At 67.3% G+C, this 20,537-nt stretch carries 19 protein-coding genes; 15 read left to right on the top strand and 4 right to left on the bottom strand.

Annotated elements, in window-relative coordinates; all coding sequences use genetic code 11:
- Nucleotides 1-15: 15 nt before the first annotated feature.
- The 12 genes from V3328_RS08455 (at nt 16) to larB (ending at nt 11,399) form a co-directional block, all read left to right on the top strand.
- Entirely contained in the window at nt 16-453 is a 438-nt protein-coding gene (locus V3328_RS08455; protein WP_340329202.1) for an SRPBCC family protein, read from the top strand.
- 4 nt (nt 454-457) lie between these two features.
- Entirely contained in the window at nt 458-895 is a 438-nt protein-coding gene (locus V3328_RS08450; protein ID WP_340329201.1) for an SRPBCC family protein, read from the top strand.
- Nucleotides 896-1,139: 244 nt separating this feature from the next.
- Nucleotides 1,140-1,952, top strand: a complete 813-nt coding sequence (locus V3328_RS08445; RefSeq protein ID WP_340329200.1) for an FAD binding domain-containing protein — start codon at nt 1,140-1,142, stop codon at nt 1,950-1,952.
- A gap of 23 nt (nt 1,953-1,975) precedes the next feature.
- Entirely contained in the window at nt 1,976-2,473 is a 498-nt protein-coding gene (locus V3328_RS08440) for a (2Fe-2S)-binding protein (RefSeq protein ID WP_340329199.1), read from the top strand.
- A 10-nt stretch (nt 2,474-2,483) separates the two neighbouring features.
- Nucleotides 2,484-3,962: a xanthine dehydrogenase family protein molybdopterin-binding subunit gene (locus tag V3328_RS08435; RefSeq protein WP_340329198.1), complete on the top strand. Its 1,479-nt coding sequence runs from the start codon at nt 2,484-2,486 to the stop codon at nt 3,960-3,962.
- Between the two features lie 2 nt (nt 3,963-3,964).
- Nucleotides 3,965-4,975, top strand: a complete 1,011-nt coding sequence (locus V3328_RS08430; protein WP_340329197.1) for a xanthine dehydrogenase family protein molybdopterin-binding subunit — start codon at nt 3,965-3,967, stop codon at nt 4,973-4,975.
- A 234-nt stretch (nt 4,976-5,209) separates the two neighbouring features.
- A complete protein-coding gene (locus V3328_RS08425) occupies nt 5,210-6,085 on the top strand; it encodes an AAA family ATPase (RefSeq protein ID WP_340329196.1) in 876 nt (291 codons plus the stop codon).
- Nucleotides 6,086-6,596: 511 nt separating this feature from the next.
- Entirely contained in the window at nt 6,597-7,733 is a 1,137-nt protein-coding gene (locus tag V3328_RS08420; RefSeq protein WP_340329195.1) for a vWA domain-containing protein, read from the top strand.
- Nucleotides 7,730-8,623: an amidohydrolase family protein gene (locus V3328_RS08415; protein ID WP_340329194.1), complete on the top strand. Its 894-nt coding sequence runs from the start codon at nt 7,730-7,732 to the stop codon at nt 8,621-8,623. The genes V3328_RS08420 and V3328_RS08415 overlap by 4 nt, the downstream gene beginning before the upstream one ends.
- Before the next feature lie 10 nt (nt 8,624-8,633).
- Nucleotides 8,634-9,884, top strand: coding sequence for a nickel pincer cofactor biosynthesis protein LarC (gene larC / locus V3328_RS08410; protein ID WP_340329193.1), 1,251 nt, complete (start codon nt 8,634-8,636; stop codon nt 9,882-9,884).
- Nucleotides 9,877-10,704: an ATP-dependent sacrificial sulfur transferase LarE gene (gene larE / locus V3328_RS08405; RefSeq protein ID WP_340329192.1), complete on the top strand. Its 828-nt coding sequence runs from the start codon at nt 9,877-9,879 to the stop codon at nt 10,702-10,704. Before larC ends, larE begins: the two co-directional genes overlap by 8 nt.
- Nucleotides 10,701-11,399 (top strand): nickel pincer cofactor biosynthesis protein LarB, encoded by a 699-nt coding sequence (gene larB / locus V3328_RS08400; protein ID WP_340329191.1) that lies wholly within the window; start codon nt 10,701-10,703, stop codon nt 11,397-11,399. The genes larE and larB overlap by 4 nt, the downstream gene beginning before the upstream one ends.
- Nucleotides 11,400-11,401: 2 nt before the next feature.
- Here larB and V3328_RS08395 read toward each other — a convergent pair whose 3' ends face one another.
- Both V3328_RS08395 and V3328_RS08390 read right to left on the bottom strand, forming a co-directional pair.
- The gene (locus V3328_RS08395; RefSeq protein ID WP_340329190.1) at nt 11,402-11,713 is read right to left on the bottom strand and encodes a hypothetical protein; all 312 of its coding nucleotides are present in this window, start codon (nt 11,711-11,713) and stop codon (nt 11,402-11,404) included.
- Between the two features lie 361 nt (nt 11,714-12,074).
- Nucleotides 12,075-13,490, bottom strand: coding sequence for a lactate racemase domain-containing protein (locus V3328_RS08390; protein ID WP_340329189.1), 1,416 nt, complete (start codon nt 13,488-13,490; stop codon nt 12,075-12,077).
- Between the two features lie 218 nt (nt 13,491-13,708).
- Between V3328_RS08390 and V3328_RS08385 the strand changes: the two genes are divergently transcribed.
- From V3328_RS08385 to V3328_RS08375, 3 genes are all read left to right on the top strand, one after another.
- The gene (locus V3328_RS08385; RefSeq protein ID WP_340329188.1) at nt 13,709-14,710 is read left to right on the top strand and encodes an endonuclease/exonuclease/phosphatase family protein; all 1,002 of its coding nucleotides are present in this window, start codon (nt 13,709-13,711) and stop codon (nt 14,708-14,710) included.
- Between the two features lie 350 nt (nt 14,711-15,060).
- A complete protein-coding gene (locus V3328_RS08380) occupies nt 15,061-15,966 on the top strand; it encodes a LysR substrate-binding domain-containing protein (protein WP_340329187.1) in 906 nt (301 codons plus the stop codon).
- A gap of 175 nt (nt 15,967-16,141) precedes the next feature.
- Complete coding sequence (locus V3328_RS08375) at nt 16,142-17,755, top strand: isochorismatase family protein (protein WP_340329186.1); 1,614 nt, start codon at nt 16,142-16,144, stop codon at nt 17,753-17,755.
- Between the two features lie 40 nt (nt 17,756-17,795).
- On the opposite strand, the gene V3328_RS08370 is transcribed toward V3328_RS08375, so the two are convergent.
- Together V3328_RS08370 and V3328_RS08365 are read right to left on the bottom strand one after the other, a co-directional pair.
- A complete protein-coding gene (locus V3328_RS08370) occupies nt 17,796-19,394 on the bottom strand; it encodes a sensor domain-containing diguanylate cyclase (RefSeq protein ID WP_340329185.1) in 1,599 nt (532 codons plus the stop codon).
- Between the two features lie 161 nt (nt 19,395-19,555).
- Nucleotides 19,556-20,500 carry an NAD(P)H-dependent flavin oxidoreductase gene (locus V3328_RS08365; protein WP_340329184.1) on the bottom strand — a complete coding sequence of 315 codons (945 nt, stop codon included), beginning with the start codon at nt 20,498-20,500 and terminating at the stop codon, nt 19,556-19,558.
- Between the last annotated feature and the right edge of the window lie 37 nt (nt 20,501-20,537).

The raw sequence follows: 20,537 nt of genomic DNA, 5'->3' as shown, positions 1-20,537 counted from the left end.
GGAGGAACATCGGCCATGCCCAAGGTCTACAGATCGACCGTGCTCAATGCCTCGGCGGACCGGGTCTGGGGTACGATCCGCGACTTCAACGGACTGCCGAGTTGGCATCCCGGCATCGCCGAGAGCCGCATCGAGCAGAGCCAGCCCGCCGACAAGGTCGGCTGCGTGCGCAACTTCAAGCTCAAGGATGGCGGCGGCATCCGGGAGCAACTGCTGGCGCTGTCCGACTACGATCTTTCCTGCACCTACTCGATCCTGGAATCGCCGATGGGCGTCGACAACTATGTCGCGACCTTCCGCCTGATACCGGTCACCGACGGCAACAAGACCTTCATCGAATGGGAGGCGGAGTTCGATTGCGCGCCGGAGCGCTCGGGCGAACTGGTCGAAATCATCGGCGACGGCGTTTTCCAGGGCGGCTTCGAGGCCCTGAAGACGCGCTTCTCGGGATAGCGTGATGGTAAGGATCGATGTCAGCACGGTCGTGAATGCCCCGATCCGGCGGGTCTGGGCGGTGCTGCGCGATTTCAACGGTCACGACCAGTGGCACCCCGCCGTCGCCGAGAGCGCGATCGAGGAAGGCCTGCCGTCGGACGCGATCGGCTGCGTGCGCGACTTCAAGCTGGAGGATGGCTCCCAGCTCCGCGAGCAGCTTCTGACGCTGTCGGACCGCAAACACAGCTTCAGCTACTGCCTGCTGGATACCCCGATCCCGCTTCTGAACTATGTCGCCCACGTTCAGCTCAGGCCGATTACGGACGGAGACCGGACGTTCTGGCGCTGGTGGTCGAGTTTCACCACGCCGGAGGGCCGCGAGCAGGAACTGAAGAAGACGGTCGAGGAAAACATCTACCGCGGCGGCTTCAAGGCCGTGAAGCGGATCGTGGAAGGGTGATCGATATGGCGCCACTTTCCAGATGCGGTGCACGCCTGCTCTCCCTCCCCCCTTGTGAAGGAGGGTCGGGGTGGGGGGCAGCGAACGAGCGACCCTCGATGGGTCGATCGGGCGCAGCGGCCTTGCCGAAGCACGCCAGGCCCGGCCATCGAGGCCGGCCCGGCCGTAACCCCACCCCCGCCCCACACGGGGTAGGGGAGCGTCGTGGCGCCTGCCGAATCGTGAACTCAAGAGGACCGTTCGAATGCCCGTTGCATTGAAAACCTACGACCGGCTGCGCGACGCCGTCGCCGCACTCGGGTCGGAGACTGGGTCGCGCTACCTCGGGGGCGGAACGCTGCTGGTGCGAAACCTGATCGAGGGATCGGTCCAGGCCTCCAGCATGATCCGCTCGACGGAACGCTCTATGACCGAGATCCGGCCGGCGGGAGGACGGATCACCGTCGGGGCGGGCGTCACCATGGCGCAGATCGCAGCGCATCCGGACCTGAAATTCCTCGCGCCGGTCGCCAGGACCATCGGCGGTCCGGCGATCCGCAACATGGCGACTGTCGGCGGCAACCTGTTCGCGCCCTATCCGTACGGCGATTTCGCCGTGGCGATGCTGGCCCTGGAGGCGACGGTGTCGGTCCAGAGCGGCTACAGCCCGCGCGACACGGCGCTGGACGAATTCCTTCTGTCGGCGGATCGCGGCAACCGGGCGGTGGTCGCCGCGATCACCTTCCGCCGCCCCGAGTCCGACCGGGCCTTCCGCTATGTGAAGATGAGCCGGACCCATCCTAAGGGGGCGTCGGTCGTTTCGATCGCCGCCCACCTGCCGGCAAGCGGCGGGCGGCTGTCCTCGCCGCGCGTCGCCTACGGGGCGATGGCGCCGACGGCGATCCGGGCGAAGGCGGTCGAGGCGGCCTTGAACGGCAAGACCCTCGACGAGGCCGGCATCGCCCAGGCGCTCGCGGTCGCCACCGAAGGCTGCCATCCGCAGACCGACCCGTTCGCCAGCGACTGGTATCGCCGGGAGGTGCTGCCCGTCTACCTGAAGCGGCTCCTGTTGAGCTGACAGTAGAGGACCGGGAGACCGACATGACCCTGACCCCCGTACAATTCCGGCTCAACGGCGAGGAGAAGGCGGAGTTCGTGCCGAGCGGCACGACGCTGATCGCCATGCTGCGCGAGAAGATCGGCATCACGTCGCCCAAGATCGGCTGCTACCAGGGCGCCTGCGGCGCCTGCACCGTGCTGGTCGACGGCGAGCCGCAGGTCGCCTGCCTGACGCTGGCGGAGACGTGCGAAGGCAAATCTATCGAAACCGTGGAGGGCTTGCCGAAGGGCACCGAGTTCCACGCCCTGCAGCGCGCCTTCATGGAGAACTACGCGGCCCAATGCGGGTTCTGCACCTCGGGGATGCTGATGTCGGCGAAAGCCCTGCTCGACAAGAATCCCAATCCCACGCGGGAAGACGTGATCGATGCGATCTGCGGCAACATCTGCCGCTGCACCGGCTACGAGCCCATCATCAACGCCATCCTGGCGGCGGCGGGCAATCGTGGCCCCGGCCGGTCGTCGTCCCGTTCAGCCTGAGGAGACCTCCATGATCCGCTTCAAGAAGGACGCCTTCGCCGATGAGCGAAACGACGATCTCAAGGAGGTCGGCGTCACGCGGCAGCGCTCCGACGCACAGGGCCATGTGACCGGCCGCACGACGTTCTACGACGACCACAAGGTCCCGGGCATGCTCCACCTGCGGCCGGTTCGCAGCCCCCATCACCATGCCCGCATCCGGTCGATCGACACGACGGAAGCGGAGCGGATGCCGGGGGTGGTCCGCATCCTGCGGGCCGGCGACGTGCCGCGCAACATCTACACAGTCCTGGAACTGATCGGCATCGGCCCCGCCGACGAGCCGGCGCTTGCGTTCGACAAGGTGCGCTACAAGGGCGAGCCGATCGTTGCGGTGATCGCCGACACTATGGAAACCGCCACGATTGCCGCCTCGAAGGTCAGGATCGACTACGATCCGCTGCCGGCGGTCTTCGATGTCGAGGAGGCGATGGCGCCCGGCGCGCCGCTGATCAACGAGTATCACGGAAACAACTGGTACAGTTACGACGGCAAGGACCATCAGCCGGTGCGCATGGGTGACGTCGAGCGCGGCTTTGCGGACGCCGACCACGTCATCGAGGAGCGCTACCAGATGTCGCCCATCGAGCATGCGCCCACGGAGACGCAAGGCTCCATCGCGGTGCCCGACACCGACGGCCGCATCACGGTCTACACGAACACCCAGGGGCTGTTCTTCTCGCTGGACGTGACCGCCCTCATACTGCAGGTACCCTCGAACAAGCTGCACTTCATCGGCGGCACCGTCGGCGGCGGCTTCGGCGGCAAGGTCGACTCGCTGGTCGAGCCGTTGTCGATCCTCGGCGCGATGCTGACGGGAAAGCCGGTGCGCTATCTGCTGACGCGCGAGGAGGAGATGCAGGCCGGCCCGCCGCGCGGCGCCGAGCGCATCTACATCAAGGACGGCGTCATGAACGACGGGCGCATCGTCGCCCGCAAGATGCGCATCTACGTCGATGCCGGCGCATACTCGCGGCTGACGCCCTACGGCGCGGTGAAGGCGGCGGCGCATTGTCCGGGCCCCTACACCATTCCGAACGTGCTGTGCGAAGCGCGCTGCGTCTACACCAACCGCACGCCTGGCACCGCGATGCGCGGTTTCGGCGTCACCGCGTCGGATTTCGCCCTGGAGATCCAGATGGACAAGCTCGCCCGGCTGGTCGGTATGGACCCGATGGAGTTCCGTATCCTCAACGCCTATCGCGACGGCGACATGAAGGCGCACGGCAAGCGGACCTCCGGCGCAGCGCTGATCGAATGCGTTCAGGCAGCCTCGGAAATGGCGAACTGGCCGATCGGCGAAAAGTACAAGGCGATGTCGTCGCGTCAGGGCGGCGGCTGGTCGCCCTCCGACCCGCCAGCGCCCCCGCCGCAGCAACCAAGCGCGGGACAGCCGGCTCGGCCGGCGGTATCCAGCCGCTACGCAAGCATCTTCGGCGGGAGGAACTGATCATGGCCAAGAAGCGCGGACGCGGCATGGCGTCGGTCAACTACCCCACCGGAATGAATCTCGGCGGCGACCCGAGCCAGGCGCTCGTGCACGCCAATCCGGGCGGCAAGTTCATGGTGTCGCTGTCGAGCATCGACCTCGGCCAGGGCATGAAGACCATCGCCCGTCAGATCGCCGCCGAGACGCTCGGCGTGCCGACCGAGGACGTGGTCGTCGATACCGCGGATTCCGATACAGGTCCGCAGTGCATGGGCAGCTTCGCCTCGCGCGGCACCCACCGTGTCGGCAACGCGGTGATCATGGCGGCGAAGGAGGCCCGTGCCGTCCTGCTGGAGGCCGCCGCCGAAAAGCTCGAGGTGAACGCCTCGGACCTCGAGACCGACGGCAAGGGCAACATCCACGTGCGCGGGGCGCCGGGCAAGTCGATCACCGTGCAGGACGCCGCAGCGGCCGGCCAGTTCGAGCAGGGCCGGACCATTTCCGGGCGCGGCATCTTCCTGGTGCCGCGGTCCTATCCGGATCCGTATACCGGCGCCATGGACCCGGCGACCTGCTATGCGCACGCCTGCACGATCGCCGAGGTCGACGTCGACGACGAGACCGGCGAAGTGACCGTGCTGTCGGTCAAGAGCGCCTTCGAGATCGGCCGCGGTCTCAACCCCGCAATGGTCGAGCAGCAACTCGTCGGCGGCGCGTGGATGGGCATATCCCATGCGCTTTACGAGACGACCGAACCCTATTATCCGGACCGCTCGCATGGGCCGACCGACTTCGTCGAGTACCTGATGCCGGGCCCGGGGGATCTCGCGGAGCATGAACTGGTCATTCTGGAGCGCCCGGCGCCCGACGGCCCCTATGGCGGCAAGGGCATCGGCGAGATGTGCGCCACGCCCCCCATACCGGCGATTGCGAACGCCATATTCGATGCCGTCGGGGTCCGGGTCGACGAAATGCCGATCACCCCGGAGAAGGTCCTCAGAGGCATCAGGGCGCTGCGCGACGCGGCGCATTAGGGCAATGCACATTTGTCTCCCACGATTGCCCAAGCTCTCCCTCCCCCCTTGTGGGGGAGGGTCGGGGAGGGGGGGCTCCCGAACGGGCGACCCTCGATGGGTCGGCCAGGCGGCGGCTGCGTGCCGGAGCATGTCGTACCCGGCCATCGAGGCCGGCTGCGCTGTAACCCCACCCCCGACCCCTCCCCACAAGAGGGAGGGGAGCAGTGGTGCCCATCGACCGGCGTCACGCCCATGATTACGCCAACCGACTTCGCCGATCCGGAGGCGCTCGCCGCCGCCTTGCGGGAGTCGCAGTACGTTGCCGACGAGGGACTGGCGACGGCCATCTTTCTGGCGCTCCGGCTCGGCAAGCCGCTGCTGCTGGAGGGAGCGCCGGGGGTCGGCAAGACCGAGGCGGCGAAGGCGGTTGCGGCGATCCTGGGCCGCCGGATGATCCGACTGCAATGCTACGAGGGCATCGACGCCGGCCACGCCCTGTATGAATGGAACTATCCCCGCCAACTCCTCTCCCTCCGCCAGCACGGCGACGAGGCGACGGATCTCTACACCGACGAGTTCCTGATCGAGCGGCCGCTGCTCGCTGCGCTCAAGGAACCGGAGCATACCGTCCTGCTGATCGACGAGATCGACCGGTCCGACCACGAGTTCGAAGCCTTCCTGCTGGAGTTCCTCTCGGACTTCCAGATCTCGATCCCCGAGACCGGCACGCGCCGCGCCAGCGTCCCGCCGGTTGTCATCCTGACCTCCAACCGCACCCGCGAGCTCCACGAGGCGCTGCGCCGCCGCTGCGTCTATCACTGGATCGCCTACCCCGAACCGGCCAAGGAAGCCGAGATCATCATGCTGCGTGCCGGCGATGTGGCCGAAGCCACGGCCCGCGCCGTCGCCGCCGCCGTCAGCGATCTTCGCGCGCTGCCGCTGTCGAAGCCCCCCGGCATCTCCGAGGCGGTGGAATGGGCGAACGCGGCGAGCCTGATCGAGGGCACCGGCGGTGCCCGCTGGCCGGAAGCGTTCCGCCGCGCCATCGGCGTCGTCGTCAAGGACGAGGAGGATCTCGACTATCTCGACGACAAGATCGGCGACATCCTCGACAGGGCCTGCGCATGAGCGGCGGCCGAAAATCCATCTGCACGCCATCCCGGTGGCAACGCTGTGGAGAGCCGGGATCGCCACGAACCGCAGCGCTGCGGCTTTCGGCGATCCCGGATCGGCTCGCTTCGCGATCCGTCCGGGATGACGCTCATGTGTTTGACTTGGCTCCTTCGCACCCTCAGCCGTCATGCGCTGACCGGTTCGGGGTATTCTTGGACACCATCGCCGGGAGTGGCGGTAAACATCTAAACACGTCATCCCGGCCGCAACGCAGTGGAGAGCCGGGATCGCCACGAACCGCGGCGCTGCGGCCCCTGGCGATCCCGGATCGGCCCGCTTCGCGATCCGTCCGAGATGACGTGGAGGTGTTTGGCCTGGCGACCCCGCACCCTCAGCTGTCATGCCCGGCCTGGTTCCGGGCATCCACGGTCGCCGGCGGCAGATGCTCATGGATTGCCGGGACAGGCCCGACAATGACGGCGGTGCGGTGCGAGGGCACCGTCGCGTCCGGCAGGGGAGCGAAGGCATGACCCCGCTTCCCCGCGCCGCGCGGCCGCTGGCCGGCTTCTGCGCCTTTCTGCGGAACTTCGGCTTCGCAGTCTCCGCGGACCAGATCGCGACCTTCCTGGCGGCGACAACGCTGCTCGGACCGCGCTCGATGGACGACATCCGCCGCGCAGGCCATGCCGTACTGGCGCCGCCGCCTGAGCGGATCGACGAGTTCGATGCGCTGTTCCGGGCCTGGTTCCACGGCGAGGTCGAAGCGATGCCGGCGGGGGACGACGCAGGCGAGGAGACGGTCGCGAAGGACGATCGCGGCGACCGCTTCCAGCCGCCCGAGGCGAGCGAGCTCAACGAATCCGGCGAGGCGTCGACGCGGGACGAGGTCCTGGCGTCGCGATCCTTCGAGGCGCCCGACGACCTGCATCTGCGGCGTTTCCGGCGCGAGGCACCCCGTGCCCTGCCGCGCCGCCGGTCGTTCCGCCGGCAGGCCTCGACGTCGGGCCGCTGGATCGACATGCGTCGCACGATGCGCGCCGCCGTCCGCAACGAGGGCGATGTGGCCGCCTTCGCCCGGGCGCGCCACAAGCGGCGCCAGCGCAACATCCTGATCCTGATCGACGTTTCGGGGTCGATGAAGACGCACACGGAGGATTACCTGCGGCTCGCCCATGCGGTGACGCGCGCTGCCGACCGTGTCGAGACATTCACATTCGGCACCAGACTCACTCGAATCAGCCGGGCAATGCGGTTGAAGGACCGCGAGCGCGCCCTGTTCGAGGCCTCGCGGGTGGTCGAGGACTGGGACGGGGGGACGCGCATCGGCGAGGCGCTGAATGCCTTTCTGGCCATCCCGCGATTCGCCGGCTATGCCCGGGGCAGTCTCGTCATCGTCCTGTCTGACGGGCTGGAGCGCGGCGGTCACGACGAGATGGTCGACGCGGTGCGCCGCCTGGCACGACGCGCCTGGAAGATGGCATGGCTGACGCCCCTCGCTGCCGATCCTCGCTTCCGGCCGGAGACGGCCGGATTGAAGGCGATCCTTCCGCTCATCGACGAACTCGGCGACGGAGGTTCCGTCGCGGCGATCTGCGATGTCATCCTGTCGGCGAGTCGTGACGAAGGATCTGGAGGGAACGCAAGGGAAAGGGCCGCCGGATGACGAGACGGATCATAGACGCGCATCACCACATCTGGCTGCAGAAGGACCTGCCCTGGCTGCTCGGGCCCATGCAGCCGCGCATCTTCGGCCCCTACGAGCCGATTCGCCGCGACTACACCATCGACGAGTACCTGGACGACATCGTCGGCCTCGGCGTCGAGAAATCGGTCTACGTGCAGGCCAACTGGGCCAGAGACCGCTTCGAGGACGAGGTTGCCTGGGTCTCCGCCAACGGCGACAAGACGGGCTGGCCGCACGCGATCGTCGGCTATGCGGATTTCATGGTCGAGGACGTGCGTCCCCAGCTCGACCGTCTGGCCAAATACGAGCGCATGCGCGGGGTGCGGATGCAGCTTCACTGGCACGAGAACGAAATGTACCGGTTTGCGGAGCGTCCCGATATCTGCCGCGACCCCGCCCTGCGTCGCAACATCGCGCGGCTCGCCGACTACGGGTGGTCGTTCGACCTGCAGGTCTTCGGGCCCCAGATGTCGGACGCGGCGGATCTGGCCGCCGACATTCCGGACGTCACGTTCATCCTGCAGCACGCGGGAATGCTGGAAGACCTGTCCGATCGCGGCTGGGAAGAGTGGCGGACCGGCATGAAGATGCTGGCCGCCCGGCCCAACGTCGTCTCCAAGCTGTCCGCGTTCGGCACCTTCGTGCACCGCAACGATCCGAAGCTGATATCCGACATCATGCGGGAGACGGTCGCGATGTTCGGCTCGCGGCGGTGCATGTTCGGTTCGAACTTCCCCATCGAGAAGCTGTGGACCGACTACGGCTCGCTGCTGCGGGCGCACCTGGATGCGGCGCGCAGGCTGGACGCAGGCGCCCAGGACGACATTTTCTGGAACACCGCGACCCGGATCTACAGGCTCGCGGACTGAGGTGGATTTTATGGCGGAGTTGCGCGACGTCGCCGAACGGTCGGACGGGGAGACGGTCTCCGCCGTCCATCTGGACGCAGTCGGCGGTATCGCCGGCGACATGTTCGTCGCTGCGATGCTGGATGCCCGGCCGGACCTGTGGTGTCCGGTCGAGGAGGCGGTCGCGGCGATGGAACCGCCGGCAGGGCTGGCCTACAGGCTGGAGGATCACTCCGACGGCGTCCTCAACGGCATGCGGTTCACCGTCGAGGAGCCGGTGTCCGCGCACTCGGGGCATCACCACCACACCCATTGGCGGGACATTCGAGGGCGGATCGAAAGTGCCCCGCTCGGCGCCGAGACGCGCCGGGCCGCATTGGGAATCTTTGCTGCGCTCGCCGAGGCGGAGGCCGCCGTGCACGGTGTCGACGTGGACGACGTCGCATTCCACGAGGTCGGTGCATGGGATTCGATCGCCGATATCCTCGCCGCTGCCGCGGTGATCGCGACGATCGGCCCGTGCCGGTGGTCCGTCGGGTCGCTGCCGCGCGGGAGCGGACTCGTGAAGACCGCCCACGGAATGCTGCCGGTTCCCGCGCCGGCCGTCGTGCGCCTGCTCGCGGGCTATTCGCTTGTCGATGACGGCGAGACGGGCGAGCGGATCACGCCGACCGGCGCCGCGATTCTCAAATTCCTCGGGGCGACGCAGGAGCCCGATCCGGTGCCGCGCCCGCTCTCCGGTTCGGGCTTCGGTTTCGGCAGGCGGACGTTTGCTTCTCGCAGCAATGTCCTCCGTGCGACGCTTTATGCGGCGCCTGCCGAGGTCCGCGGGGCACGAGGGCTCCGCACCGATGAGGTGGACGTGCTGCGTTGCGAGATCGACGACCAGACGGGTGAGGACCTTGCAATCGCTCTGGATCATATCCGCGGCGCCGATGGCGTTCTCGACGTCTGCCAGTGGCCGGTGATGGGAAAGAAGGGGCGGGTCGGAATTGCGCTGCAGGTGCTCGTGCGCCCCGATGCGGCCGACCGTGTCGCCGCGATGTGCCTGGATGAGACGACGAGCCTGGGCATACGCCGGCGGCGCGAGCGTCGCGCGATCGTCGCCCGGGAGAGCCGCATGAGCGGCAACATCCACGTGAAGGTTGCCAACCGGCCGGCAGGAACGACCGCCAAGGCGGAAGCCGACGACATCGCCGGCGTCGACGGGCATCGCGAACGGCGGCAAAGGCGGGAGGCGGCGGAAGCAGCCGTGCTCGCGGGTGATGTCGATCATGACTGAAGCGCCACCCGGCTCCGACGGCAGGCTCGCCGCCGTGCTGCGGGATTGCGGTAGCGCCGTCATCGCCGTCTCGGGCGGCGTCGATTCTATGTCCCTGTCGAGTTTCGCCCACCGGACGTTGGGATCGGACCGGATCCGCATGGTCCACGCAGTCTCCCCGGCGGTCCCGACGGCCGCGACGGATCGCGTCAGGCGCCAGGCAATCCACGAGGGCTGGTCCCTGCGCCTCGTCGACGCAGGCGAGTTCGCGGATGAACGCTACCGCGCAAATCCGGTCGACCGCTGCTTCTTCTGCAAGTCCAACCTCTATTCGGCGCTGTCGAGGCTGTCGGACGGTCTGGTGCTGTCGGGCACCAATACCGACGACCTGGGCGACTACCGTCCCGGCCTTGCGGCTGCCGAGGAACTGGGTGTGCGCCATCCCTTCGTCGAGGCCGGGTTCGCCAAGTCCGATGTCCGCGCGCTGGCCCGCCGGCTCGGCCTGCCGGATCTGGCCGCCTTGCCGGCTTCGCCCTGCCTGTCGAGTCGCGTCGAGACCGGCATCCGCATCGAGGCAGACACGCTGCAGCTCATCGACGACATCGAGACCTGGCTGCGCGACAGACTGGAGCCGGAGACGGTGCGGTGTCGCCTCCGGCCGCAGGGCTTCTTCGTCGAACTGGACGCCGCAACCCTGCAGGCTCTCGGGTCGGAAGGTCGGGTTCGGCTGATCCGCGGTGCCCGCAGTCGTTTCCCCGAACTCGCCGGCCGCGCCTTTGCCGTCGAAGCCTACCGGCGGGGCAGCGCCTTCGTCGGCGACAAGCAGGTGGTCAACGGATGACGCGCAAGGAGATCCGGCTCGATTTCGAACGCGACTCCCGCCTGGGCTTCGGCGAGGCGGCCCTCTGCGCGCAGAAGACGGTGCCGCAGATCGAGGAGATCCTTCGCCAAGCCGACGATGCCCGGGTCCCATTCCTGCTGACCCGGCTCGACCCGGAGAAGCACGAGCGTCTGTCGGCCGCCTGGCGCGAGCGTCTCGACTATCACCCGCAGTCGCGAACGGGCTTCCTCGGTTTCGCCTCCGCAGCCCGCGGCACGCCTGATGTCGCCGTCGTCACCGCGGGAACGTCGGATGCCGGTCCGGCGCACGAGGCGCTCCGCACGCTCGAATTCAACCAAATCGCCACCACCCCGATCTTCGACGTCGGCGTCGCCGGTATCTGGCGCCTGATGGAGCGGGTCGACGAGATCGCCCGGCATCCGGTGGTGATCGCTGTCGCCGGCATGGATGCCGCCCTGCCGAGCGTCCTGGGCGGCCTGGTGCCCGGCGCCGTGATCGCCGTACCGACGTCCACGGGCTACGGCATGGCCCGCGACGGCGAGACCGCACTCAACGCCTGCCTCGTCTCCTGCGCGCCGGGGATCACCGTCACCAACATCGACAACGGCTACGGTGCCGCCTGCGCGGCGATCCGGGCGCTGAAGGCGATGCAGATGATCGTCGAACGGCAGGCGGTCGCGAAGGCGGCCGAGTAGTCCTACCCGGCCGCCCGCGCCGCCGAATTCCGCCACGCCTCGAGCGGATCGCGGGCGGCGCGCGGGCGCACCTGGGCCGCGGCGATCTCCTCCTGCGACGGTCCGCCCTCGGCCAGCTTCCGGAAACACTCTATCGAGGGTCGGACCGGATTCCCGTGCCGTTTCGCCGCCAGCGACAGCGGCTCGCTGACGCGTCCCCCGCAGTGCGCACAGGGCCAGCAAAGCCGTCCCATCAGCCGTGCGGCGGACCCGTCCGGGAACATCTCGAGGAGTTCCAGGATCGTCGTCGAACCGCTGATGCGCCTGCCGGTCATGGAAGGAGGATAGCGGAATTCCGCTGCGGGTTCATTGGCGAACCGCTTCGGGCGTTCGGGTTTGCGAAAGCCAAGGCTTTCGCCGCCGCTGCGCGGCGGACCCCCCTCTCCATCTCTCCCCCACAAGGGGGGAGAGGGGCGCAATCGGCACTTTCATCGAGAAGCGATCCTGTTAGAGGATCAGCTGCAAGCTCCGATCTGCGCGTTGGGGAAAGTGGCAGCCGCAGGGAGCCCTCTCCCCCCTTGTGGGGGAGAGATGGAGAGGGGGGTACGTGCAGAGCCTTCACCCCTTGCACGGCCTCGCGTCGGGACGCTCCGCCCTTGCCGCGACTGAACCCCCGCCGCAACGCCTCCGCCGATCTTACTCCGCGGCCAGCGAGAACGGCTTGGCGGCCGGCATGCGGATCGCGTCCGTCGGCATCTGGTAGCGGGCGAACGGCAGGATCACGACCTTGGCGTCCGGCCCGTGCTTCGCCAGGGCCGCGTCGAAGGCCGGCTGCAACTCGGTGACGGCGGTCATGCCGATGTCCTTCGCCATGCCCAGGTTCTCCTCGAGCGTCACGATGGTGAGGTTCTTGCGCGACATGACCTCGTAGATCGGCGCCCAGATGCAACCCGCCCACATCTGGACCTGGCGATTGTAGATGTCGCGGTGCAGCCGCTCGATGTTGGCCTGGGACGGCGGCATGTAGGGCTTCATCAGGTCGAACAGGGCAAGGCCCGGGAAGTCGCCGAGATGCGTCTTCACGCCGGGCGAGGGCGAGCAGTAGATCATGTCGCCGCCGTCCTTCAGCACCATGTCGGCCGACATGCAGCCCCAACCGGTGTGGAAGAACAGGTGGTCGGTCGGGGCGAAGACGCCGCAGATGGCGATGTCGGCGGGCCCGCCCATCGGCCGGCGGTAGGCGTAGACGCGGTTGAAGACGTTGATCGCCTCGCGATGCGCCTCGGGATGGGTGCCGAAATTGATGAATGCGGGGGCGCCCTTGGTGTCGAGCACCGAATTGAGCGTGCAGGTCAGCCCGCACATGGTGGCGACCTCGTCGATGTCGGAGCGCATCGGCCCGGCCATCGAGCCGTAGGTGGTCTCAGGCGACAGCACGAAGGCGCCGTGGTTCGATTCGATCGTCTCGTCGGAGACGACGCCGGGCAGGATCAGCTTGCCGCCGCCGCCATAGCCCCAGTGGTTGGCCTGCGCCTGGCCGCAGGACAGCGTCACGTCGGCTTCGGCGACGTGCCTGTTGAGCCAGACCGGCGTGCCGCGGCTGGACTTGCCGATGAAGACGTACTTGTCGGGATTGCGCGGGTCGTCGTTCTGGTAGAACGGGATCCCCATCCGCTGCATCCGCTCCAGGTTCTCGCGCCCCACCTTCATCTCGGTGTCCTTCTCGGACATCGGGAACACCTTGCCGTTGGCGCAGATGACGCAGGCCTTCTTCACCCCGTGCTTCTCGACCGCATCAAGGATCGCCGGCAGCAGCTTGGAGGCGGGCGTCGGGCGGAACTGGTTGTCGATGATGATGGCGAGCGACTTGTCCGGGCCGATCAGCTGCGAGAACTTCGGACCCGAAAACGGGCGCTCGAGCGCACTCGCCGCGGCCGCCGTCACGTCTCGGATCGGCATCGGCTCGTTCGGCTTGATATAGGCCCAGAGGTTCTTCTGCGGGATCCGGACCGAGATCGTGTCGCGATAGACCATCGAGGGGTCGTCGCACGAGCCGATGGTAAGCGGGTCGAGGGACTCGTAGGGAATCTCTACGGTGACGTCGTAGGCCAATGGATCCTCCCTGGAGCGGCGCTGCGGCAGCTTTCCCGGCGAAACAGACTATCCCGAACAGGGGGGCGGGGCGTGACCGTCAGTCGGATTCTGCACGGGGGACGCCGCCATCCGGCGGCCGAAAACGGACGCTGCGGAAGAATCGTCATTTCCCGGTCAGGAAAAGCAACCTACAAATTCTGGACGGCGAGAACGGGCCGCTTGATTGGGGGGATGCAATGCGACTGCTGCGACCTGGTCTGCTCGGCGTGATTGCGCTGCCGGCACTGTTCGCCGCGGGGATGTCGGCGGCGGATGCCGCCGGAACCCGGCTCACCGTGATGAGCTTCAACATCTACGGTGGCGGCGCCAACGAGGGTAAGCCGGTCGACGAGACGGTCGCGGCGATCAGGGCGGTCGGCGCCGACATCATCGCCGTCCAGGAGACCCGCCTCGAAGGGCACCCGTGCACGGCGGACGTCTGCCCGGCGGGAGGGCCCAGCGTCACGCAGGCGATCGCCGCCGCGCTCCGCTACCATTACTACGAGCAGACCGCCGAGAACTCGGCGCTCTGGGCGAACGCGGTCATCAGCCGCTTCCCGATCGTCGGCGCCACGCCGAACGATCTCGGCGTCGCCATCAACGTCTACGGGCGGACGGTCTACGCCTTCAATCTGCATCTCGACGACTCGCCGTACCAGCCCTACCAGCTGCTCCGCATCCGCTACGGCAAGTGGCCGTTCATCACGACGGAGAGGGAGGCGATCCATTACGCCCGGCTGGCGCGCGGCGAGGCGGTGAAGCTGTGGAAGCAGGACCTGACGTCCGCGCGCGGCGCGGCGGCCGCCTTCGTCTTCGGCGATTTCAACGAACCGTCCCATCGCGACTGGACCCAGGCCGCCGCCGATATCGGCCGTCACCCGATCCGGGTGCGCTATCCGACCACCCGGGCGATCGAAAGGAAGGGCTTCATCGACGCCTACCGCGCGGTCTGGCCGGACGAGATCGCCAAGCCCGCCTTCACCTGGACGCCGACCACCTCGCCCGACGACCCCGACGACCACCACGACCGCATCGACTTCGTCTTCGTCCGCGGCGCAGGCCTGAAGGTGAAGTCGGCTGCAATCGTCGGCGAGAAGGCGCCCGAGGCCGACATCGTGGTGACGCCCTGGCCGTCCGACCATCGCGCCGTCGCGGCGACTGTGCGCTTCGGGAGCAGGCCGCCGATCGGCCGCCGGTAGTTCATCCTCGCGGGCTGGACGCATGGCGCGGAGACCGAAGCAGCCCGCGACACGCGCGCAGAAATCGACTCATGACCGCTACGGATCGGCCTGCGACTTTCGCGCGCCATCTGCGGCCTTGCCGCGTTTTGCGGGCTTCCGCGCGCTGCAGGACCAGTGTCGACATGCCGAGATCGGCGGCCCCGGGCGGGCCGGGGATCAGTAGCCGCGTCATTTCGCGTGCGAGGTCGGACCGATGAACGTGACGGGCGCTGCCATTGAGATATTCTCTACGCATATCTACAATGTCAGCGAACAGTATAGCAGATTCAAACGCGAACATCTCATGAGGAGTTGAGAAAAGTTCAATAATGTCCGGGCGGAGGATCCCATCGCTGCGCGGCTTGCAGGCATTCGACGCGATTGCACGGACTGGCAATCTCGCTGCCGCCGCCGCCGACATCGGCGTAACGCCCAGCGCCGTGAGCCATCGTCTTCGCGGGCTGGAAAGCGAACTGCGCGTGCGCCTCCTGCGTCGCGATCCCAAAGGCCTCGTACTGACCGAGCAGGGCCGCCGTTATCGGACCTCGGTGGAGGACGCCTTTGCCCTGCTCGCACGGGCAACCGAGGAACTGAAGGGTCCGGATCCTTCACGGCCGCTGACGGTCTCGCTCACGTCCTCGATTGGAGTGCGCTGGCTGATGCCGCGCTTTCCCCGGTTCCGCGCGCGACACCCGGATGTCGAGATAGCGCTCGTCAGCACCGCCCGCCTCGCAGATCTTCCTGGAGGGGAGGCCGACTTCGCCCTGCGCTACGGCACCGGAAACTGGCAGGGACTGTGCGCCGAGCCGGTGCTGACCATGTCGGTGACGCCACTGTGCGCGCCGTCGGTCGCCAGGTCCCTGCGGGGCCTGTCCGTGGCGGAAGCCATTTCGAGGTCGGCGCTCTTGCGTCTGACCAACGACGACTGGGACGCCTGGTTCACGGCCGCCGGCGTTCCGCACGCCCGTCCCCTCAGGGAATACCGGTTCCCGGATTTCTCGATGGGGCTTGCCGCCGCCGTGCACGGACAGGGGCTGGTGCTCGGCTATTCCGGGTTCCACGACGCGGAACTCGCCGCCGGCGACTTGGTGCGGCCGTTCGAACTCACCACGCCGGTCCCCAAGTCCTACTACCTCGTCTATCTCGAAGAGCGCCTCGCCGACCAGCGCATGCGCGCCTTCCGCGACTGGATGGTGTCGGAGGCGAACACGGATCCTTCCGGCGCAGCAGGATAGCCGGCGGCCTGCCGGCAGCACGTCCGGCAGAAGGACGGGTTGCAGCGTCCCGTCGGCGCCAGCCTATTCAGACGACTTGTGATGCCCGACCGTCACGAACGACGTATCATGACGGCCGCCAGCCGTGCACGGGACAACGATGCCGGCGGCGAGTGAGGGCGCGGGAGGCAATGCCATGAGCTTAAAGGCGATCAAGCCGGAATTCTGGGAACTCGTCGATCAGTCGGCCACGCTCGAACGTGTCGGCACCGGCTATCAGTTCACCGAAGGGCCGATCTGGCATCCTGTCGACCGCTATCTGCTGTTTTCCGACATGCCCGGCGATGTGCGCCGGCGGTTTGGGGCCGAGGGCATAGCGGAGGTCAAGCGTCCGTCCAACAAGGGCAACGGCATGACCTACGACGCGGACCTGAACCTGATCGTGTGCGAGCACGCCACGTCCTCCTTGGTGCGGGAGCGTCCGGGCGGCGGGCGCGAGGTGCTGGCGTCGCACTACGAGGGACGCGAGCTGAACAGCCCCAACGACACCTGTGTGCGCTCGGACGGTTCGATCTACTTCACCGACCCGTGGTACGGCCGGATGCCGGTCTTCGGGGTCGAGCGGCCGCGCCAGCTTCACTGGCAGGGCGTCTTCCGGGTCCCCCCGGGGGGCGGCGGACGGGAGCCGCAGCTCGTCGTCGGCCGCGACGACTTCGACATGCCGAACGGCCTCTGCTTCTCCCCCGACGAGAAGCTGCTCTACATCAACGATACGCGGCGCTTCTGCATTCGCGTCTACGACGTGCAGCCCGACGGGCATCTGTCGAACGGCCGTGTGTTTGCCGATCGTATCGTCTCGGAAGACCATGACGGCGTTCCCGACGGCATGAAGTGCGACGCGCGCGGCAATATCTGGCTGACCGCGCCTTACGGCCTCTGGATCTACAATCCGGCCGGCGAACTGATCGGCAAGCTCGCCGTTCCGGAGCTTGCGGCCAATCTGACCTGGGGCGGGAGCGACTGGCGTACGCTGTTCATCACGGCGTCGACGTCGCTGTACGTGATCCCCACCAGGGTCGGGCCGCGCGTCGAACCGTACATGCGGACCAGCGCGCCGCGCACTGCGGCGGCGTCGGGACAGACGTCGTCCCCGACCAGCGCAGCGTCCGGGCGCGCCTCGGCACCCGCAGCCTCTTCCCCCGGACTGAAGCTGGATCCCGCCCGTTGCGCCCTGATCATCCAGGACATGCAGAACGACGTGATGATGGACGGCGGCGCATTCGCCGAGTCGGGCTCTCCCCAACACGCCAGGGACCAGAACGTGGTGGAGAACATCCGCCGCCTCGCCGACGTCTGCCGCACCCGCGGTATTCCGGTGATTCATGTCTGGTTCGTCGTCGAGCCGGGCGCCCCGGGCATGACCTTCAACGCCCCGCTGTTCGAGGGACTTCGCGATGCCCGCGCCATGGAGCGGGGCACCTGGGGTGCGGCTTCGGTAAAGGAACTGGCGCCGAAGCCCGGTGACCACATCGTCGAGAAGCGGCGGATGAGCGCCTGGGAAGGATCGGCTCTGGAGACCGTCCTGAAGGCCACCGGCCGCGACACGATCATCGACACCGGCGCGTGGACCAACATGTCGATCGAGCACACCGCCCGCACCGGCGCCGACAAGGGCTACTACGTGATCGTGCCCGAGGATTGCTGCTCGACCATGAATGCCGAGTGGCACAACGCGTCCATCAACTTCGCGATGCAGAACGTCGCCACGGTGACGAACGCCGACGAGGTGATCGCCGCATTGGGCGGCTAGGCCCACCTCGCGGACAATCGGCCTTGCCTCGATCGGTGCGTCAATCGAGAGCCTGCAGCCTCGGAGTGGGGGGCCAGTGGGAGAGCTGCGCGTGTTCCGGCTCTCTCTCCTCGTGTGTGTAGACCCGGTTCCGCCCGGCGCCTTTCGCGGCGTACAGTGCCTCGTCGGCCTTCCTGATCGCCCGATTGATGTCGGGTGTCTCGGAGGGGGTTGTCGAAACGATGCCGATACTGACGGTTACCGGACCCGCGCCCTCCGGACGCTGGATGGCGAGGCCTTCGATGGTGGCGCGAAGGTTCTCGCAGTGCCTGGACATTTCCTCGCCGCTCATGCCCGGGACGACCAGGGTGAATTCTTCACCGCCGTACCGGGCGGCCAGATCGTCGGCGCGTCGCGCCCGGCTTCTGATGACCGCGGCCAGCGTGCGGAGGCATTCGTCGCCGCGCAGGTGGCCATAGTGGTCGTTGAAATGCTTGAAGTGGTCCACGTCGATCATGGCAATCGCGACCGGCGTGTTCGGCTTCTGCTTCCAGAGCTGGCCCAGTCGCCGATCGAGTTGCCGCCGGTTTGCAAGTCCGGTCAGGGGATCTGCATCCGCCAGCGTCTCCAACCGGCTCACCATGCGGTTGAAGGTCTGGCCCAGGCGTCGGAATTCTGCCGGCCCGCGGCTCTCGTCCGCGCGGGTCCCGTAGTCGCCTCCGGCAATCTTTCGCGTGGTGACGTCGAGACTGCGGATCGGCCCGATGAGCAGAATTTCCCCTCCGACCCAGGCCAGCACGAGGATCACCACGAACGCGATTGCCAGGTCGCGCAGGCCGTTGCGGGTCTGGAGGTGGACCGAATTGAGGATGGTCGCGTACGGAATACCGACGAAGATTCGGGCCGTGGTATCGGGAATCGTCGCATATCCGAACAGGATGGCGTTGCCCTGATCCGGGGCGAATATGGCAAGTCCCTCGCGGTCGGAGGCGAGTTCGTTGAGGATGTTGCCCGTTTCCCTGATCGACGCGTTGACGCCGAAGCGAATATGGCTTGCGAGCATCTGGCCGGTCAGGTCGACGACGAAAATGTCGCCGTTCAGGTCTGCGGCGACCCGAACCGCCAGATCTTCTATCCAGGACAGCTTCAGCGTCGCCAGATACATCACCGTTCTGCCGCTTTCCTGGCTTGGAAGGGCGGCCACCACTGTCGGGCGGCGGGACACGCGCCCGATAAGCACGTCGCTCACTACAAAGGTGTGGCGGGACACGGCCCGGCGATAATAGGTCCGGTCGGCAATGCTGATTCCCACGCCGTCGGGCGTCACTGAACAGCGTATGATGCCGTCGGCGTCGGCGATGCCCATGTTCTGGATCCAGGGCCGCGCATCTGCGATTCCCCTCAGGTACGTCTCGCAGTCGGGCCCCTCGAAATCGCGAATTGCGGGAATGCTCTTGACGATGTTGAGCAGGGCGCGGGTGTCGCCGATGAGATCGGCTTGGCGGATTGCCGCCTGCCGCGCCAGAAACACGGCGCGCTCCTTGGCTTCGGCGAGAGCGTTTTCCCGCTGCTGCCAGATCTCCCAAAACTGGACGCCGAATACCGGCGCCACCGCCAGAAGCAGCAGCGCCATCAGTCGGGTACGAAATCCGGATATCACCCGCCTATCCTGGCCGTCGCGCTAGATGAAGAAAATGAACGGCTTGGCCTAAAGTTAGGCAACCAATCAATAGTTACGATATCACAGACCGGATGTGATTCAATGCCAATGACCTGACGCGAGTGATCGGGGAGGGTGGTAAGGAAGCGCCGTTACGGTAGTCAATCGGAGTATTCGGACAGTGCCTGCCGATATTCCGCAGCGAGCCGCCTGCAGAGTTCCGCGGCGGACGGCACATCGGATATCGATCCGAGCCCTTGGCCTGCCGACCAGATGTTCTTCCAGGCACGCTGTTCGCGTTGCCCGACCTCGAGCTCGCCGGGCGGCGGCATGTTGTCGGGATCGAGGCCCGCGGCCTCTATGCTCCGGCGCAGGAAGCTGCCGGCGACGCCGCTGACCGACGGCGTATAGACGACGTCCGTTGCCCGTCCCTCCAGGATCATCTGCTTGTAGGCCGCGTCCGCGAGGCTTTCCTTCGTCGCGATGAACCGGGTGCCGAAATAGGCGAGATCCGCGCCGATCATGCGTGCTGCCGCGGCGTGCCGTCCGGTCGACAGGGCCCCGGCAAGCACCACCGTGCCGTCGAACATCCGCCTGATCTCCGGCACGAGGGCGAAGGGGCTCAGCGTGCCCGCGTGACCGCCGGCTCCCGCGCAGACCGCGATGATGCCGTCGACGCCGGCTTCGGCGGCCTTCTCTGCGTGGCGCAGGTTTATGACGTCGTGGAACACCAGCCCGCCATAGCCGTGGACGGCGTCCACCACTTCGCGCACCGCACCCAGCGACGTGATGACGAGCGGGACCCGGTGTGCGACGGTTGCCTCCAGATCGGCGGCGACACGGGCGTTGCTGCGGTGGACGATGAGGTTGACGCCATAGGGCGCCGCCTCCGGCCGGTCGCCCGAGTCCGCCGACGCCAGCCGCTCGCCGATCTCCGAAAGCCAGTCGGCATACCCGTCCGTGGTGCGCTGGTTGAGCGCCGGAAAGGTTCCGACGACGCCGGACCGGCAGGTTTCGACGACCAGGTCGGGTCCGGAGCACAGGAACATCGGCGCTGCGATGGCGGGCAGCGCCAGGCGGCCCTCGAAGGAAGCGGGAAGCGGCATGGGGATCCGTTGCGTCGGTCGGCTTTCTTGCGCGGTG

The organism is Microbaculum marinum (genome assembly GCF_037855135.1).
Lineage (GTDB): Bacteria > Pseudomonadota > Alphaproteobacteria > Rhizobiales > Tepidamorphaceae > Microbaculum > Microbaculum marinum.
The sequence above is the reverse complement of the archived record's forward strand: the minus strand, read 5'-3'. Positions and strand labels throughout refer to the sequence as shown.

What these genes read in the sequence shown, in the direction of transcription:
- V3328_RS08430 (WP_340329197.1), top strand. Translation starts at nt 3,965, where the DNA reads ATGGCCAAGAAGCGCGGACGCGGCATGGCGTCGGTCAACTACCCCACC.
- larE (WP_340329192.1), top strand. Translation starts at nt 9,877, where the DNA reads ATGACTGAAGCGCCACCCGGCTCCGACGGCAGGCTCGCCGCCGTGCTG.
- larC (WP_340329193.1), top strand. Translation starts at nt 8,634, where the DNA reads ATGGCGGAGTTGCGCGACGTCGCCGAACGGTCGGACGGGGAGACGGTC.
- V3328_RS08375 (WP_340329186.1), top strand. Translation starts at nt 16,142, where the DNA reads ATGAGCTTAAAGGCGATCAAGCCGGAATTCTGGGAACTCGTCGATCAG.
- V3328_RS08455 (WP_340329202.1), top strand. Translation starts at nt 16, where the DNA reads ATGCCCAAGGTCTACAGATCGACCGTGCTCAATGCCTCGGCGGACCGG.
- larB (WP_340329191.1), top strand. Translation starts at nt 10,701, where the DNA reads ATGACGCGCAAGGAGATCCGGCTCGATTTCGAACGCGACTCCCGCCTG.
- V3328_RS08420 (WP_340329195.1), top strand. Translation starts at nt 6,597, where the DNA reads ATGACCCCGCTTCCCCGCGCCGCGCGGCCGCTGGCCGGCTTCTGCGCC.
- V3328_RS08435 (WP_340329198.1), top strand. Translation starts at nt 2,484, where the DNA reads ATGATCCGCTTCAAGAAGGACGCCTTCGCCGATGAGCGAAACGACGAT.
- V3328_RS08450 (WP_340329201.1), top strand. Translation starts at nt 458, where the DNA reads ATGGTAAGGATCGATGTCAGCACGGTCGTGAATGCCCCGATCCGGCGG.
- V3328_RS08445 (WP_340329200.1), top strand. Translation starts at nt 1,140, where the DNA reads ATGCCCGTTGCATTGAAAACCTACGACCGGCTGCGCGACGCCGTCGCC.
- V3328_RS08425 (WP_340329196.1), top strand. Translation starts at nt 5,210, where the DNA reads ATGATTACGCCAACCGACTTCGCCGATCCGGAGGCGCTCGCCGCCGCC.
- V3328_RS08415 (WP_340329194.1), top strand. Translation starts at nt 7,730, where the DNA reads ATGACGAGACGGATCATAGACGCGCATCACCACATCTGGCTGCAGAAG.
- V3328_RS08440 (WP_340329199.1), top strand. Translation starts at nt 1,976, where the DNA reads ATGACCCTGACCCCCGTACAATTCCGGCTCAACGGCGAGGAGAAGGCG.
- V3328_RS08365 (WP_340329184.1), bottom strand. Translation starts at nt 20,500, where the DNA reads ATGCCGCTTCCCGCTTCCTTCGAGGGCCGCCTGGCGCTGCCCGCCATC.
- V3328_RS08395 (WP_340329190.1), bottom strand. Translation starts at nt 11,713, where the DNA reads ATGACCGGCAGGCGCATCAGCGGTTCGACGACGATCCTGGAACTCCTC.
- V3328_RS08380 (WP_340329187.1), top strand. Translation starts at nt 15,061, where the DNA reads ATGTCCGGGCGGAGGATCCCATCGCTGCGCGGCTTGCAGGCATTCGAC.
- V3328_RS08385 (WP_340329188.1), top strand. Translation starts at nt 13,709, where the DNA reads ATGCGACTGCTGCGACCTGGTCTGCTCGGCGTGATTGCGCTGCCGGCA.